Origin of the sequence: Caballeronia sp. GAWG1-5s-s, from assembly GCF_023631445.1 — a bacterium.
Taxonomy (GTDB): Bacteria; Pseudomonadota; Gammaproteobacteria; order Burkholderiales; family Burkholderiaceae; genus Caballeronia.
The window spans coordinates 1-14,931 of record NZ_JALQDC010000008.1; the positions used below are offsets into that span (position 1 = coordinate 1).

The 14,931-nt window shown below is 63.6% G+C and carries 15 protein-coding genes; 12 read left to right on the forward strand and 3 right to left on the reverse strand.

The window, feature by feature from the left end; genetic code table 11:
• The first annotated feature begins 616 nt into the window (after positions 1 to 616).
• From NCR34_RS08660 to NCR34_RS08675, 4 genes are all read left to right on the forward strand, one after another.
• Positions 617 to 1,828, forward strand: a complete 1,212-nt coding sequence (locus NCR34_RS08660) for a DUF2863 family protein (RefSeq protein WP_250499595.1) — start codon at positions 617 to 619, stop codon at positions 1,826 to 1,828.
• Between the two features lie 185 nt (positions 1,829 to 2,013).
• Positions 2,014 to 2,823: a helix-turn-helix transcriptional regulator gene (locus tag NCR34_RS08665; RefSeq protein ID WP_250499596.1), complete on the forward strand. Its 810-nt coding sequence runs from the start codon at positions 2,014 to 2,016 to the stop codon at positions 2,821 to 2,823.
• 67 nt (positions 2,824 to 2,890) lie between these two features.
• Complete coding sequence (locus tag NCR34_RS08670) at positions 2,891 to 3,565, forward strand: hypothetical protein (protein ID WP_248320024.1); 675 nt, start codon at positions 2,891 to 2,893, stop codon at positions 3,563 to 3,565.
• 147 nt (positions 3,566 to 3,712) lie between these two features.
• Positions 3,713 to 4,300 (forward strand): BspC domain-containing protein, encoded by a 588-nt coding sequence (locus NCR34_RS08675; RefSeq protein ID WP_248320025.1) that lies wholly within the window; start codon positions 3,713 to 3,715, stop codon positions 4,298 to 4,300.
• A gap of 87 nt (positions 4,301 to 4,387) precedes the next feature.
• Here the strand turns inward: NCR34_RS08675 and NCR34_RS08680 are convergent, their stop codons facing one another.
• Positions 4,388 to 5,548 (reverse strand): M14 family metallopeptidase, encoded by a 1,161-nt coding sequence (locus NCR34_RS08680; RefSeq protein WP_248320026.1) that lies wholly within the window; start codon positions 5,546 to 5,548, stop codon positions 4,388 to 4,390.
• Positions 5,549 to 5,572: 24 nt separating this feature from the next.
• Positions 5,573 to 6,352: a peroxide stress protein YaaA gene (yaaA, locus tag NCR34_RS08685; RefSeq protein ID WP_248320027.1), complete on the reverse strand. Its 780-nt coding sequence runs from the start codon at positions 6,350 to 6,352 to the stop codon at positions 5,573 to 5,575.
• 55 nt (positions 6,353 to 6,407) lie between these two features.
• On the opposite strand from yaaA, the gene NCR34_RS08690 reads away from it, so the two are divergent.
• The 8 genes from NCR34_RS08690 to NCR34_RS08725 all read left to right on the forward strand — a co-directional run bounded on the left by NCR34_RS08690 (position 6,408) and on the right by NCR34_RS08725 (position 14,432).
• Positions 6,408 to 6,902: a putative toxin-antitoxin system toxin component, PIN family gene (locus tag NCR34_RS08690; RefSeq protein WP_250499597.1), complete on the forward strand. Its 495-nt coding sequence runs from the start codon at positions 6,408 to 6,410 to the stop codon at positions 6,900 to 6,902.
• A gap of 42 nt (positions 6,903 to 6,944) precedes the next feature.
• Complete coding sequence (locus NCR34_RS08695; RefSeq protein WP_206466565.1) at positions 6,945 to 8,126, forward strand: pyridoxal phosphate-dependent aminotransferase; 1,182 nt, start codon at positions 6,945 to 6,947, stop codon at positions 8,124 to 8,126.
• A 62-nt stretch (positions 8,127 to 8,188) separates the two neighbouring features.
• Positions 8,189 to 9,730, forward strand: coding sequence for a 3-hydroxyacyl-CoA dehydrogenase (locus NCR34_RS08700; RefSeq protein WP_250499598.1), 1,542 nt, complete (start codon positions 8,189 to 8,191; stop codon positions 9,728 to 9,730).
• Complete coding sequence (locus NCR34_RS08705; RefSeq protein ID WP_250499599.1) at positions 9,727 to 10,515, forward strand: oxepin-CoA hydrolase, alternative type; 789 nt, start codon at positions 9,727 to 9,729, stop codon at positions 10,513 to 10,515. Before NCR34_RS08700 ends, NCR34_RS08705 begins: the two co-directional genes overlap by 4 nt.
• 4 nt (positions 10,516 to 10,519) lie before the next feature.
• Positions 10,520 to 11,239, forward strand: coding sequence for a histidine phosphatase family protein (locus tag NCR34_RS08710; RefSeq protein WP_250499600.1), 720 nt, complete (start codon positions 10,520 to 10,522; stop codon positions 11,237 to 11,239).
• 34 nt (positions 11,240 to 11,273) lie between these two features.
• Entirely contained in the window at positions 11,274 to 12,377 is a 1,104-nt protein-coding gene (locus NCR34_RS08715) for a phosphotransferase (RefSeq protein WP_250499601.1), read from the forward strand.
• Positions 12,378 to 12,399: 22 nt separating this feature from the next.
• Complete coding sequence (locus NCR34_RS08720) at positions 12,400 to 13,626, forward strand: acyl-CoA dehydrogenase family protein (RefSeq protein WP_250499602.1); 1,227 nt, start codon at positions 12,400 to 12,402, stop codon at positions 13,624 to 13,626.
• A 116-nt stretch (positions 13,627 to 13,742) separates the two neighbouring features.
• Positions 13,743 to 14,432 (forward strand): glutathione binding-like protein, encoded by a 690-nt coding sequence (locus tag NCR34_RS08725; protein WP_250499603.1) that lies wholly within the window; start codon positions 13,743 to 13,745, stop codon positions 14,430 to 14,432.
• On the opposite strand, the gene NCR34_RS08730 is transcribed toward NCR34_RS08725, so the two are convergent.
• Positions 14,429 to 14,884, reverse strand: a complete 456-nt coding sequence (locus NCR34_RS08730) for a MaoC family dehydratase (RefSeq protein ID WP_250499604.1) — start codon at positions 14,882 to 14,884, stop codon at positions 14,429 to 14,431. The two genes, NCR34_RS08725 and NCR34_RS08730, sit on opposite strands and share 4 nt — an antisense overlap.
• Positions 14,885 to 14,931 lie beyond the last annotated feature (47 nt).

A 14,931-nucleotide genomic window follows, 5' to 3' on the forward strand; every position in this document is an offset into this window, starting at 1 on the left:
TTCAATGCCTGTTACTGTTTTCGGTTGTGTTACCAACCGGTCGCTCACTCAACGTACTGACGATGATTAATCCGTCTTTCGACAGATAAACCTTCCTCTGATACTTCGTGTGAGACTCTTGATACTTTTGCTTGACCAATTCCGAAGAACCGGCCGCACTCACCATCAAGCGCCCACACTTATCGGCTGTTAGTTTTTAAAGAGCAATCCGCCAAGACTTTTCCACTTCGCTGCACCGAGCACTTCACTCAGCACCGCTTCGTCTTGCGTCGCTGCATCAGCAGCAGAGAAACGAGATTATGTACGTCGTTTCGGTCAGTGTCAACAAGTTTTTGAAGCATTTCACTCGTCAACCGCGCTCGGAACACTTCTCACCTTCCAAGCCCAACCACGACACCACTACTCCCGCTTCCTTCGCGTTCGTTGAATCGCGAAGGAACGGAATTGTAGTGAGTGCCAACGCCAACCGCAAGGGCTCGGCCGAATAATTTGTGATCGCTTGAACGATTGACGTGGCTCCCGCGCGCCTATCGATCGGCCGGCGCGCGCATCCCGTAAAACAGGCGCCCGAACGACTACAATAAAAGGTTCTTCGCCCCAATGAACCTGTATTGATATGCGCACGCGAACTGCTAAACGCCTCCCACCAGACGCGGACAAACTCGTCAGCCTCTCTCTCGCGCTTTTCGCATCGGGCAGCCGCGTCGAAGATCGCTTCTGGGAAGCCCGCCTCGACACCCTCATCGCCAAACTGGTGCGCAACGGCAACCAAACCACTCTTGATGCTGCGCTGGATCACCTGCAGCAGAATCATCCCGACGCCTACGGCGCGTTGGCCGATATGGCGGAAACGCATAGCGAGTCGTTCAAGATGGATATCGACGGCGTGCCGCACGAGTCTCTCCTGATCGCGGCGCCGGTGCTCGCGTGGACGCGCTACGCGATTCCATCTGGCACGCTCAAGGCCGACGCTGTCGACGCGCTGCGCACGCAGTTGCAGGCGCACGTGCTGGCTGGCGGCGCACGCCTCGCCGTCGCGCCGTATCTGTATAGCATCGACCAGTTGCCGCGGCATCATGTCGACACCGCGCGCCTCGCGCAACAGTTGACGCAGGCGGCGCTCGGCGCTGCCAGCGCGCGCATGAATCTGGCTGACTTGCCGGAGACGTCGCCGATTCTCGCCGATCCGCGCTTTCTGCTCGCCGTCGCCGTTGTCCCGGCGGGCGAAGCATTCTTCCGCTGGCAGGAAGACGAGAACGGCGCGCGCATCGAGCGCAGTCAGTGTCTCGAACAATGGGCGGCTCAGGGCGGCGCCAGCTTCGCGAGCATTCTTCCCGGCTGCGAATTCGAATGTTTGTTGCCGGATGCCTATTATTCGGCGTGCCGAGATGCCGACGAGCAAGTACGCCCTCACACCGTGCGCACCGCTGTTCGATATCTCTTCGATACGCTCGGCGCCGCCCCTCAGGAATTGCGCGCGGTCATTGCGGGCTTCGGCGAACGCCGCATCGACGAATATCGCATCGGATTCACCCGGCGCGGCAGCAACGACGTGATCTACGGCGTCGTTTGGCCGCTGTACGGACGCGAGAACGGCGAGGCAGGCCTCGAAGACGAAGCGGAACTGGAAGGCGCTGACGGTCCGGTCGAAGAGATCGTCGAGCTGCTTAGAAAGTCCGGCGTCACCGACGTCCGTCGCCACGCGGGACGCTTCGAGCCGGAGTTCTGCGATGACTGCGGCGTGCCGCTCTACGCCGATCCGCTCGGCGAGATCGTTCACGCCGAGATGCCCGAGGACGCCGAACCCGCGCAGCCGCACTTCCATTGACACGCGTCAATGCTTCGGTAGCCCACAAAGCCCCGCCCTCGCGCGGGGCTTTGTGCTTTTCGCCTATGCCATTCGGATAGGGGGCGCGATCGCAAGAAGTTTGTCAATATCACGTCAACGCCGACATTCGCTGGCGTTCGGTTCCGCCGCGAGTGAGCGTCGGATGTATTGACAAGAGGTTGAGCATGAAAATAATCATCATGGGTTCGGACGCGGAGCGCCGTGCGGGCCTCAAAACACTGCTGCGCCGTGTCGCACGTCAAGCGCAGTTCACCGAAGTCAGAGATTGGCGGCAGGCGGGATCTGCGCTGAAGCGCATCGAGGCCCGCATGATCGTGATCGATTGGGCGGAGAGCATGCGCATGAGCGAGCTCGAAACGCTGCTCGACAACGCGCCCGCCGTTCCCGCCGCGGTCATGGTGGACCGCTCCGGCGCCGCACAGGTCTACATGCTCATGAGCGCGGGCGCAATGGGCGTGATTCCTCGCACGCTCGAACCCATCCTCATTCTGCGCGCGCTCGAAATGGTGCTAATCGGCGGTCACTACGTTCCGCCGGATGTCATCGATCTGGCGCCCATCCGCGATCTGCCGATTCGCCGTCAGCACGCCCTTGCGGCGATGCCGGACAGCGCGCGCGTTCATCCGACGCTTTCGCCGCGCCAGCAACAGATCATGCGCTGCGTGCATATGGGAAGCACGAACAAGATGATCGCGAAGACGCTCGGCATCAGCGAAGGCACCGTCAAGATTCATCTTGCGAGTATCTTCCAGCAACTAGGGGCACCGAACCGAGCGGCGGCAGTCGCCATTTACAACGGCGTGCAGAATTCGTATCTGGAGATTCTGCGCAGCGGCGCCGAGCAAGCCGTCCGCGCAACGCCGGGCGAGTCAAACGTGGTCCCGCTGCGCAGGCGGCGCGCGAAATATCCGCCGCTCGAGAACCAGGAAGGCGCTTCGTTGCCCATGGCCGCAGAGCCCGAGGCGTCGTTCTAGCAACAATCGCGGAATCCGAATTCGTTGATTGCGCACACGTTTCAAACGTAACGAGTAATATGCAGGCATGGGGTTCTTCTACACACCGCTACCGCTTTGGCTGACCGTCGGCAGTTGGATTGTCGCCGCGGGGCTGCTTGCACTCGTCCTGGTGCAGCGGCCGTTCAATCGCCTGCAGGACGCCACGCTCCAGCACGTCTGGCTCGGCGTGATCGTCTCGGTAACGGTGCTATGGGCCTGTAACGCTTGGTTCGATGACGGGCCCGTCATCCACCTGCTCGGCGCCACGCTGATGGTCACGCTCTTCGACTGGCGGCTCGCGCTCATCGGCACGGCCGCGAGCACAGGGCTCGCTGCCGTGGTGCTCGATGCCTCTTGGCTCTCGGTCGCAATCACGTATCTTCTCTTCGGTGCCGTGCCGGTCGCGGTATCGACACTCCTGCAGCGTCTGTCCAACGCATGGTTGCCGCGCAACCTGTTCACCTTCATCGCAGGTCACGGGTTCATCGTGTCGGCCGCAGCAGTGGCGGCTGCTTGCGGCACGACCGTGTTGCTCGAAGCAGCGCTTGCCGGCGGTGCGGTGAATGTGCCCGCTGCATTCACACGCGGAGCGCTATTGCTCGGTGCCGGTGAGTCCTTGTTCACCGGACTTCTCACCATTTTGATCACGGTGTATAAGCCGGCGTGGATCACCACGTACGACGTTCGCCGCTATCGCCTGGACCGTGGTCCGCGGGTTTGACGTCGATCTAAAAGCGCATCCGCGCGCGCCGCAGACCACGCCCTCTCGCATGCTCCGCGGTCCGAAACGCGCACAAAGTGCGATAAGATTGAACTCCTTCCCCACACGAGGCATCTTACTTGCCCGTGTCTTCTTAGCGCCAAATTGATGGAAAGTAACTTTGCACCGCGCCGGCTGATGAGGCTCGTCGGCCGGTTCGCGGTATGCGCCGCTCTTCTGTGCGCGACGTCCGCCTTTGCCGATACGCTCGACGAGCGCAATGAACTGGTTCATCACTTCGTGACCGATTTCAACGCCAATCCGCTGGTTGCGGATTGCGCCGCGCATGGCAACTTCATCGCGAGCACGTCGGCGGCCTTCGATCATGTCGAATTCCCCCCTGCTTCATTCGATTCATCGCATTCCACCATCGAACCGTGGAACGACTCGTTCGACGAGAAGAAGCAGCGCATCAAGGTCGATAATGTCGTGACCGTCGAAGGACAAGGCGTCGCGAAAAGCGGCGAGAAAGATCCGACGCCGCTGAAATTCCGTTGTGGCTATGTCGGCAGTCAGATGCTCGCCTTCGGGTGGAACGACCCGGTTCCGCCGCTGCGTCCGCATGCGGAGCCGCGCAGCACGTCCGGCAAGAAAGGCAAGCACGGCGCGAAGACGAAGTCGTCATCGAAGAAAGCGGCGGCAGGTAAAAGCACGAGCAGCGGCAAGAGCGCCAAAAAGGCGTCGAAGAAACACTAGCCGGCCCAAGCGGCGTGGCATGAACAAAGGGCGTGGCCATCGCAAGACGGCCACGCCCTTTTCATTGTTTGTCCGTAGCGCCCGCCGTCACGCCGCGAACGCCTGCAAATGCCAGAGAATCGCCTGCAGCATGGCGGCGCCCAGCGCCGCACTGCGTTCACCGTTCCAGCCGACGCGCTCGTCCGGCAGATCAGCGTTGTCCTTGAACGGCATTTCGAGCGTGAGCGACAGGCACTTGTACTCGTTGCTCATGTACTTCGACGCGAGCTTCAGCGCATCTTCGCGATATTTGCCGCTCTCATAGCCGTGCACATCCTGGAAGTCAGGACTTGCCTGCTTGAAGAACTGCACGAACGCCTTCTGCTCTTTCGCCTGTTGCTCGGTGAAGGCCGGCAGCATCTCCGAGCCGGCGACGAACACGTGCGGAATAGCCTCGTCGCCGTGGATATCGAAGAACATGTCGCAACCCGTCGCACGAATCGCGTCGCGCACGACCAGCACTTCGGGGCTGCGCTCGGCGCTCGGCTCCATCCATTCGCGATTCAGGTTCGCGCCCGCCGCATTCGTGCGCAGATTGCCGAGCACGCTGCCGTCCGGATTCATGTTCGGCACGATATGAAACACCGCGCGATCGAAGAGCGCCCGCGCGACCGGATCGCCCGACCAATCACCCCAGCCTGCAAGACGTTTCACGAGTCCCTCGACGAACCATTCCGCCATCGTCTCGCCGGGGTGCTGGCGCGCGATGATCCACACGTTCTTTCTGGGACGCGCGGCCGCCTCGTCGTTCAGACCGAGCGTAAGCAGCGACACGGGCCGGTTCTCGACCGTGCGGCCGAGTTCCGTCAGCGTCGCATGCGGCATCTGCTGAACCGCGCCGAGAAACTCCGAGTGGCGCTCCTCGCTATACGGCTCGAAATACGCGTAGTACACGCGATCAAAGTCCGGCGTGTGATCGATCGTCAGCACGCGGCCGTCGTACTGCGTCGGCACGCGAAACCAGTTCACGCGATCGTAGCTCGCGACCGCCCGATAGTCGCGCCAGCCATCGGCGAAGGCACACTGCGCCGCGTTCTCGAACGTCATCACGAGGCGCTCGCCGCGCGCGCCCGAGACGCGAAAGTAGAACCACTGCGCGAAGTCGGCCTTCGTGTCCGGACGCACGCGCAGGCGAATGTCCGCGGGATTGCTCGCGTCGGTGACGTCGATCGCGCCTGCGTCGAAATTGCTGGTAATCGAAATGCTCATGATGATGTCCTCGATGCGCCTGTCTCACTCCGCGACGCGGCGGCGAAACACATAAGTCGTATCGTTCGATGCATTGGCGTCGAACCGGTAGCCTTCGCTGTCAAAGCCCTTCAGCGCCTCGGGCTCGTCGATTCTGTTCTGCACCGCGTAGCGCGCCATCAGACCTCGCGCGCGCTTCGCGTGAAAGCTGATGATCTTGTAGCGGCCGCCCTTCCAGTCCTCGAAGACCGGCGAGACGACGGGCACGTCGAGTTGCTTCGGCTTCACCGACTTGAAATATTCCTCCGACGCGCAGTTGACCAGCACGCGCGCGCCGCGCTGCCGCCTGAACTGCTCGTTGAGCGCCGCCGTGATGCGCTCGCCCCAGAACGCGTACAGATCCTTGCCGCGCGCATTCGGAAACTTGGTGCCCATTTCCAGCCGATACGGCTGCAGCAGGTCGAGCGGCCGCAGCAGTCCATACAAGCCTGACAGCACGCGCACATGATTCTGCGCGTAGTCGAGATCGGCGGAACTCAGCGTCTTCGCCGCGAAGCCTTCATACACATCGCCGTTGAAGGCGAGCACCGCCTGCTTCGAATTGTGCGCGTCGAAGGTCTTCGACCATTCGGCATAACGCTGGAAGTTCAGCGCCGCGAGCTGATCCGAGATGCCCATCATGCCGCCGATCTGCTGCGGCGAAAGCTGCCGCAAGCCTTCGATCAACTCGGCGGCGTCATCGACGAATTCGGGCAGCGTGTGCTTCTTGATGTGAGCGGGCGTCTCGTAGTCGAGCGATTTAGCGGGCGAGAGAACGATTATCATGGAGGCTCGCCGGCACCCCGCCGGCGACATAGGCATAAACCCCCGATTGTATCGAATGGAAAATTCCGCCGCGCCGCCTCACAATCTGCGGGTCGTGCTCGATTCGAACGTGTGGATCGACATACTCGTGTTCGACGATCCGGCCACGCGGCCGATCCGCGCCGCGCTCGAAGCCCGCGCGCTCGATGCGCTGATCGACGCCCGATGCCTTGCCGAATTGACATACGTGTTCGACTATCCGCAGTTCGTGCGCATGGGCATCGACAAGTCGGCGGCGCTCGAGAAGCTTGCGAGTCTGTCGCAGCTGGTTGACCCAGAAGCATCGCCAAACGCGCCTCCTTTGCCGAAGTGCCGCGACCGCGACGACCAGAAGTTCCTCGAACTCGCGCAGGCATCGCAGGCGGACTGGCTCGTCTCGAAAGATCGCGCAGTGCTGAAGCTCGCGCGCCGCGTCGCGCGCGACTTCGCGTTTCGCATCGCCGAGCCGAAGCCGTTCGTCGCCGCGCTCGAAGCGCACGCCGCCTTTGTCGCCCTTGCCGCCCTCGCCTGATCACCGCATGTGACTACCGCTCAGCCCACGTCCTACTACGCTATGAACGCTACGCACGAACTGAATCCGGCTGCACCCGATCTGTCCTTCCCGTCGCGTCTGCCGAACGTCGGCACGACCATTTTCACCGTGATGAGCGCGCTCGCCGCGCAAAAAGGCGCGGTGAATCTGGGTCAAGGCTTCCCCGATTTCGACTGCGACGCGCGCATCGTCGATGCCGTCGCCTCCGCCATGCGCGACGGCCACAACCAGTATCCGCCGATGTCGGGCGCCGCGCCGCTGCGGCAGGCGATCGCCCGCAAGATCGAGGCGCTCTACGGCCGCGCTTACGACGCCGACCGCGAGATCACCGTCACGGCAGGCGCGACGCAGGCGCTGCTCACGGCCGTGCTGTGCTGCGTGCATCCGGGCGATGAAGTCGTCGTGATCGAGCCGATGTACGACAGCTACGTGCCGGCCATCGAGCTCGCGGGCGGCAAGCCCGTGTTCGTGTCGCTCGAAGCGCCCGATTACGCGCTGCCTTTCGACAAGATCGCCGCCGCGATCACGCCGAAGACGCGCCTTCTGATGATCAACACGCCGCACAATCCGACAGGCCGCGTGTGGCGCGATACGGACATGCGCAAGCTCGAAGACATCGTGCGCGGAACGAACCTGCTGATCGTCTCCGACGAAGTCTATGAACACATGGTCTACGACGGCGCGCCGCACGAGAGCGTGTCGCGCTATCCGGAGCTCGCGAAGCGCAGTTTCGTCGTGTCCAGTTTCGGCAAGACGTTTCACGTGACCGGCTGGAAGATCGGCTACGTGGCCGCGCCCGTCGCGCTGACGGCCGAGTTCCGCAAGGTCCATCAGTTCAATGTGTTCACGGTCAACACGCCGATGCAGGTCGGGCTCGCGCACTATCTGGAAGACCCGAAGCCGTATCTGGAATTACCCGCGTTCTATCAGAAGAAGCGCGACTTTTTCCGCGCAGGGCTCGCCGATACGCGCTTCTCGCTTCTGCCTTGCGACGGAACCTACTTCCAGTGCGTCGATTATTCGGCGATCAGCGACATGCCCGAAGCCGAATTCTCGCAATGGCTGACGAGCGAGATCGGCGTCGCCGCCATTCCCGTGTCGGCGTTCTATCACGAGTCTCACGAGTCGGGCGTCGTGCGCTTCTGCTTCGCGAAGAAGGAGGAGACGCTCGCGCTCGCGCTGGACCGACTGCGCAAGCTCTGAGCGTCGTCTTGCTGCCGGACACAATAGACAACACAGAGAACATCGAGGAGTCGAACCGCATCATGAGTCCGCAGGAATACAAGATCGAAACGTTGGGCATCGTCGGCAGCGGCGCGATGGGGCGCGGCATCGCGCAGATCGCGGCGCTCGCCGGGCTGACCGTGCGTCTCTACGATGCGAATCCGCAAGCACTCGCGGCCGCGCGCGCGTATCTGTCCGACACCTTCGACAAGCTGACCGCCAAGGGCAAGCTGAAGGAAGCGGACGCGCACGCCGCGCTTGCCCGCGTCCATGACGCGAAGGATATCGGCGCGCTCTCCGACTGCGGCGCGGTCGTCGAGGCGATCGTCGAGAATCTCGAGATCAAGCGCGGACTCTTTCGCGAACTCGAAGCGGTTGTCGGCGACGCGTGCATTCTGGCGTCGAATACGTCGTCGCTGTCCATTACCGCGATCGCGGCAGGCTGCGCGAAACCGGAACGCGTCGCGGGCTTTCACTTCTTCAACCCGGTGCCGCTGATGCGCGTGGTCGAGGTCATCGACGGCTTGCGCGGCGACCGAAAAGCCGGCGACGCGCTGATGGAACTCGCCCGCCGCATGGGTCACACGCCGGTGCGCGCGAAAGACATGCCGGGCTTCATCGTGAATCACGCCGGTCGCGGCATGAACACCGAAGGCTTGCGCGTGGCGGGCGAAGGCGTCGCGAGTTTCGCGGACATCGACCGCATCATGCGCGAGCAGGCCGGTTTCCGGCTCGGGCCGTTCGAGCTGCTGGATCTGACCGCGCTCGACGTCTCGCATCCGGTGATGGAGTCGATCTATCACCAGTTCTACGAGGAGCCGCGCTTCACGCCGTCGCCCATCACCGGCACGCGCCTCGCGGGCGGGCTCATCGGGCGCAAGGCGGGCGAAGGCTTTTATCGCTACGTGGAAGGCAAGCAGCAAGTGCCGGACGAGCCGCCCGCGCCGACGCAGCTGCCGGCGCGCGTGTGGATCAGCCGCGCGTCGCCCGCCGCGCGTGAACAAGTGCTGAAAGTGATCGCGAAGCACGACGCCGCGGTGCACATCGACACGGGCAACACGCCCGCGCCCGATTCGCTCATCGTCGTGACGCCGCTCGGCTTCGACGCGACGACGACCGCCGTCGCCGAACATCTCGACGCCACGCGCGTCGTCGCCGTGGATACGCTCTTTCCGCTCGATACCGTCGCGCGCCGCACGATCATGACGACGCCCGCGACCACGCCCGCCATGCGCGACGCAGCGCACGCGCTCTTTGCCGCCGACGGCGTGCCCGTTACCGTCATCCGCGATTCGACGGGCTTCGTCGCGCAGCGCGTGGTCGCGACCATCGTGAATATCGGCTGCGACATCGCGCAGCAAGGCATCGCGACGCCGGAGGACATCGACCTTGCGGTGACGCTCGGCCTGGGCTATCCGCGCGGGCCGCTGGCGCTCGGCGATTCGCTCGGCGCCACGACCATTCTCACGATTCTGCGCAACATCCAGAGCGCGCTCGGCGATCCGCGCTATCGCCCTTCTCCGTGGCTCGCGCGCCGCGCGCAGCTCGGACTTTCGCTTACCCATACCGAGGAGCTTCGATGAGCGCCGAACTGCTGACACACCGGCCCGCAGGCAGCGACACCACGCTCGTGCTCAAGCTGTCCAATCCGGGCGCGCGCAACGCGCTGCATCCCGACATGTACGCGGCCGGCATCGAGGCCTTATCGACGGCCGAGCGCGACAACTCAGTGCGCGCAATCGTGCTGACGGGCGCCGACAACTTTTTCTGCGCAGGTGGCAACCTGAACCGGCTGCTGGAAAACCGCGCGAAAGATCCGTCGGTGCAGGCAGAGAGCATCGACTTGCTCGCCGAATGGATCAGCGCGCTGCGGGCATCGACGAAGCCGGTCATCGCGGCGGTCGAAGGCGCGGCGGCCGGCGCGGGCTTTTCGCTTGCGCTCGCGTGCGATCTGATCGTGGCCGCCGACGACGCCAAGTTCGTCATGTCCTATGCGCGCGTGGGCCTCACGCCGGACGGCGGCGCTTCATGGTTCCTGACGCGCGCGTTGCCGCGCACGCTCGCGAGCGAGGTACTGCTCGAAGCGAAGCCGATCGGCGCGTCGCGTCTGCACGAAGTCGGCGTCGTCAACCGGCTGACGAAGAAAGGCATCGCGCTGGATGCCGCTATCGCGTGGGCCGACGATCTCGGAAGCGTGTCGCCCAAGGCGCTCGCGCGCATCAAGTCGCTGATGAATGCGGCGGACGTTCAGCCGCTCGCCGCGCATCTCGATATGGAGCGCGACGCTTTCGTGGATGCGCTTCATCATGGCGACGCGCTAGAAGGCATCACCGCGTTCCTCGAAAAGCGCCAGCCGAACTATCGCTGAAATCATGGCTCACTACGACCTGCCGAAGCGGCGGCGCGTCTTCCTGATGCGTCACGGCGACGTGACCTATTTCGACGATACCGGCCGCGCCATCGACCCTGAAAGCGTGCCGCTCAACGCGCGTGGTCGCGAGGAAGCGAGCGCGGCGGGCCGCGAGTTCACCGCGCAGAACGTCCGCTTCGATCGCGTGATCGCGAGCGGCCTGCCGCGCACCATCGAAACGGCCGAGCGCGTGCTCGCCGAAACGGGCCAGGCGGCGCAGATCGAAATCTGGCCGGAGTGGCAAGAGATCCGCGGCGGACGGCTCGCTAACCTTTCCGCGAGCGACATCGAGCGCGCGTTTCTTTCCGTGTTCGACGGCGTCGTGCCTGAAGAGACGCAGTTTCTGGGCGGCGAGACCATCGGCCAGTTGCTCGACCGCGCGCTGCCCGCCATGACGCGGCTGCGCACGGACACGTCGTGGGACACGGTGCTGCTGGTGCTGCACGGCGGCGTCAATCGCGCGCTGCTCTCGCATGCGATCACGGCGGGCGGGCGAGCGTTCTTCGGACATTTGTCGCAGGCGACGGGCTGCATCAACGCGCTCGATGTCGGCGACAAAGCCGGCGACTGGGTCGTGCACGCCATCAATCATTCGCCGCCCTCGCCGCTGCACGCGGACGTGCGAAACACCACGATGGAACTGCTCTACGCGCAGTTCGTGAAGTTCAAGGCGAGCGAATGAACTAAGCATCGCGCATACAAAAACGGAGGAGACGATGGCAGACAACGAGACAAATCAGCACTCCGACTTTTCAGCATTCGAAGGCACGCGCCCCGTGCACGAAGCCCAACGCTTCGACGCCGATGCGCTCGCGGCATGGCTCGCCGCGCACGTCGATGGCTTCGCCGGTCCGCTCGCCGTCGAGCAGTTCGCGGGCGGCCAGTCCAACCCTACGTTCAAGCTTGTGACGCCGTCGCGCGCGTACGTGATGCGCGCGAAACCTGGCCCCGCCGCGAAGCTGCTGCCGTCGGCGCATGCAATCGAGCGGGAGTATCGCGTGATGGATGCGCTCGCCGCCACCGACGTGCCGGTCGCGCGCATGCTCGCCTTGTGCGAGGACGAAAGTGTGATCGGCCGCGCGTTCTACGTGATGGAGTTCGTCGCAGGCCGCGTGTTGTGGGACCCGTCGCTGCCCGGCATGACGCCCGCCGAACGCGCCGCGATCTACGACGAAACCAACCGCGTCATCGCGGCGCTGCATACGGTCGATGTCGAAGCCGCCGGTCTCACTGGCTACGGCAAGCCGGGCAACTATTTCGAGCGGCAGATCGGGCGCTGGAGCAAGCAGTACGTCGCGTCGCAGACCGAAAAAATCGACGCGATGGATCGCCTGATCGACTGGCTGCCGCAGCACGTCCCGTCGGCGGCGGCGGCGGCGGCGAAGGTGAGCGTCGTGCATGGCGACTTCCGGCTCGATAACCTCATCTTTCATCCGAACGAGCCGCGCGTGCTCGCCGTGCTCGACTGGGAACTCTCGACGCTCGGCGATCCGCTCGCCGATTTCGCGTATCACTGCATGGCGTGGCATGTCGATCCGTCGCAGTTCCGCGGCATCGCAGGGCTCGACTGGAGCGCGCTCGGCATTCCCGACGAAGCGGCGTACGTCGCGCGTTATTGCGAGCGGACGGGCTTGAACATCGAAGGCGACTGGAACTTCTATCTCGCCTACAACATGTTCCGCATCGCCGCGATCCTGCAAGGCATCATGAAGCGCGTCGTGGATGGCACGGCGGCGAGCGCGCAGGCCATCGACGCGGGCCGCCGCGCCCGGCCGATGGCCGAACTGGCGTGGCAATACGCGCAGAAAGTCGGCGCATGACAACGGATCAGGGGACGAGCCGATGAACTTCGACTACACGCCGAAAGTGGAGGCGTTGCGCGCGAGATTGCTCGCTTTCTTCGACGCGCATATCTATCCGAACGAGAACGCATTCCGCGACGAGATCGCCGCGAATCGCGCGGCCGGCAACGCGTGGGTTCCAACGCGCCTCATCGAAGCGTTGAAGGACAAAGCGCGCGGCGAGGGGCTGTGGAACTTGTTCCTGCCGGCGTCGGAACGCGGCGCCGGTCTGACGAATCTCGAATACGCGCCGCTTTGCGAGATTATGGGCCGCGTGCCGTGGGCGCCCGAAGTCTTCAATTGCAGCGCGCCCGACACGGGCAATATGGAAACGATCGAACGCTACGGCACGGATGCGCAAAAAGCCCAATGGCTAGAACCGCTCTTGCGTGGCGAAATCCGCTCGGCGTTTCTGATGACGGAGCCGGAAGTCGCTTCATCGGATGCGACGAATATCCGCTGCAGCATCACGCGCGACGGCGACGGTTACGTCATCGACGGCCATAAGTGGTGGTCGTCCGGCGCGGGCGATCCGCGCTGCAAGGTGTTCATCGTGATGGGCAAGACCGACCCCGACACGCCGAAGCACGCGCAGCAGTCGATGATTCTCGTGCCGGCGGATGCCGAAGGCGTCACCGTGCATCGCCCGCTGAACGTGTTCGGCTACGACGACGCGCCGCACGGTCACATGGACATCACGCTCGACAAGGTCCGCGTGCCGGCCGCCAACATCTTGCTCGGCGAAGGTCGCGGGTTCGAAATCGCGCAGGGACGGCTCGGGCCGGGACGCATCCATCATTGCATGCGGCTGATCGGGCTCGCGGAGCGCGCATTGGAGCTCATGGCGAAGCGCACGCTTTCGCGCGTCGCGTTCGGCAAGCCCGTCGCGCAACATGGCGTGACGCAGGAACGCATCGCCGAGGCGCGCATCATGATCGAGCAGGCGCGGCTGCTCACGCTGAAGGCCGCGTACATGATGGATACCGTCGGCAATAAGGGCGCGCGTGGCGAGATCGCGATGATCAAAGTCGTGGCGCCGAACGTGGCGTGTCAGGTGATCGACTGGGCGATTCAGGCGCACGGCGCGGCGGGCATCTGCGACGACTTCCCGCTCGCGTACGCGTATGCATCGGCGCGCACGCTCAGGCTCGCGGACGGACCGGACGAAGTGCATCGAAATGCCATCGCGAAACTGGAACTGGCGAAATACCTGCAACCGCGCGACTGATTAACCGATGCAAGCCACAGGCGGGCCCTGCACGGCCAGCGCAAACATGCTCTAATTTTCGCTGCCATTCCGCGAGCCGCGCGTGAATGCGTCACCTGCACGACTGAGGAGCGCACATGATCGACGTGTATAGCTGGCCGACGCCCAACGGGCACAAGATTCACATCATGCTGGAGGAAACCGGCCTCGAATACCGGGCTCATCCCGTCGATATCGGCGCGGGCGACCAGTTCAAACCCGACTTTCTCGCGATCAGCCCGAACAACAAGATTCCCGCGATCATCGACAACGACGGCCCGGAAGGCAAGCCGTTCGCGCTGTTTGAATCCGGCGCGATCCTCGTGTATCTCGCAGAGAAGACCGGCAAACTGCTGCCCGCGGATGCCATCGGCCGCTATACGACGATTCAATGGCTCATGTTCCAGATGGGCGGCGTCGGACCGATGCTCGGACAGACGCATCACTTTCGCAATTACGCGCCCGAGAAGATCGACTACGCGATCAACCGCTACACCAACGAAGCGCGCCGGCTCTATGGCGTGATGGACAAGCAACTCGGCGTCACGCAATACCTCGCGGGCAACGAGTACACGATTGCGGACATCGCGACGTTCCCGTGGACGCGTTCGTGGGAGAACCAGGGTATCGCGCTCGATGAATTCCCGAACGTGCGGCGCTGGTTCGATGCGATCGCGGCGCGGCCGGCCGTGGAGCGCGGCGTGCAGGTGCTGGCGCGCGAACGCAAGCCCTTCACCGACAAGGAGAAGGAAGTCCTGTTCGGCGCGACGCAGTACGCGAAGCGCTAGATCGCGGCAGGCTTGCGCAGCCCGAACAGCGCAGCCGAATCGACGGTCAGCACCAGTTCGCCGTCCTGATTGTGCGCTTCCCAGCGTGTCGAGACGATGCCGCGGTCCGGCTTGCTCTTCGACACGCGCTTGTCCAGCACGCGCACGGTGAGCCGCACCGAATCGCCGACGCGCACGGGCTTGAGCCAGCGAATGTTGTCGAGACCGGGCGAGCCCATCGACGTCGAATCGGCGAGCATGTCGCGCACGAGAATGCCCATCATCGCAGAGCACGTGTTCCATCCGCTCGCGACGAGTCCGCCGAAATGCGACGCCCTGCCCGCTTCCCCGGACAGATGAAACGGCTGCGGATCGTAGCGGCTGGCGAACTCGACGATCTCCTCGCGGCTGAAGGTATGCGCGCTCAGCGTCACCGCCGCGCCGACTTCAAAATCCTCGAAGCTGTAGGTCATGCGTAGGTCCTCTTTTTAGCGTCAGACAATCGAAGGCGGCAGGAAGC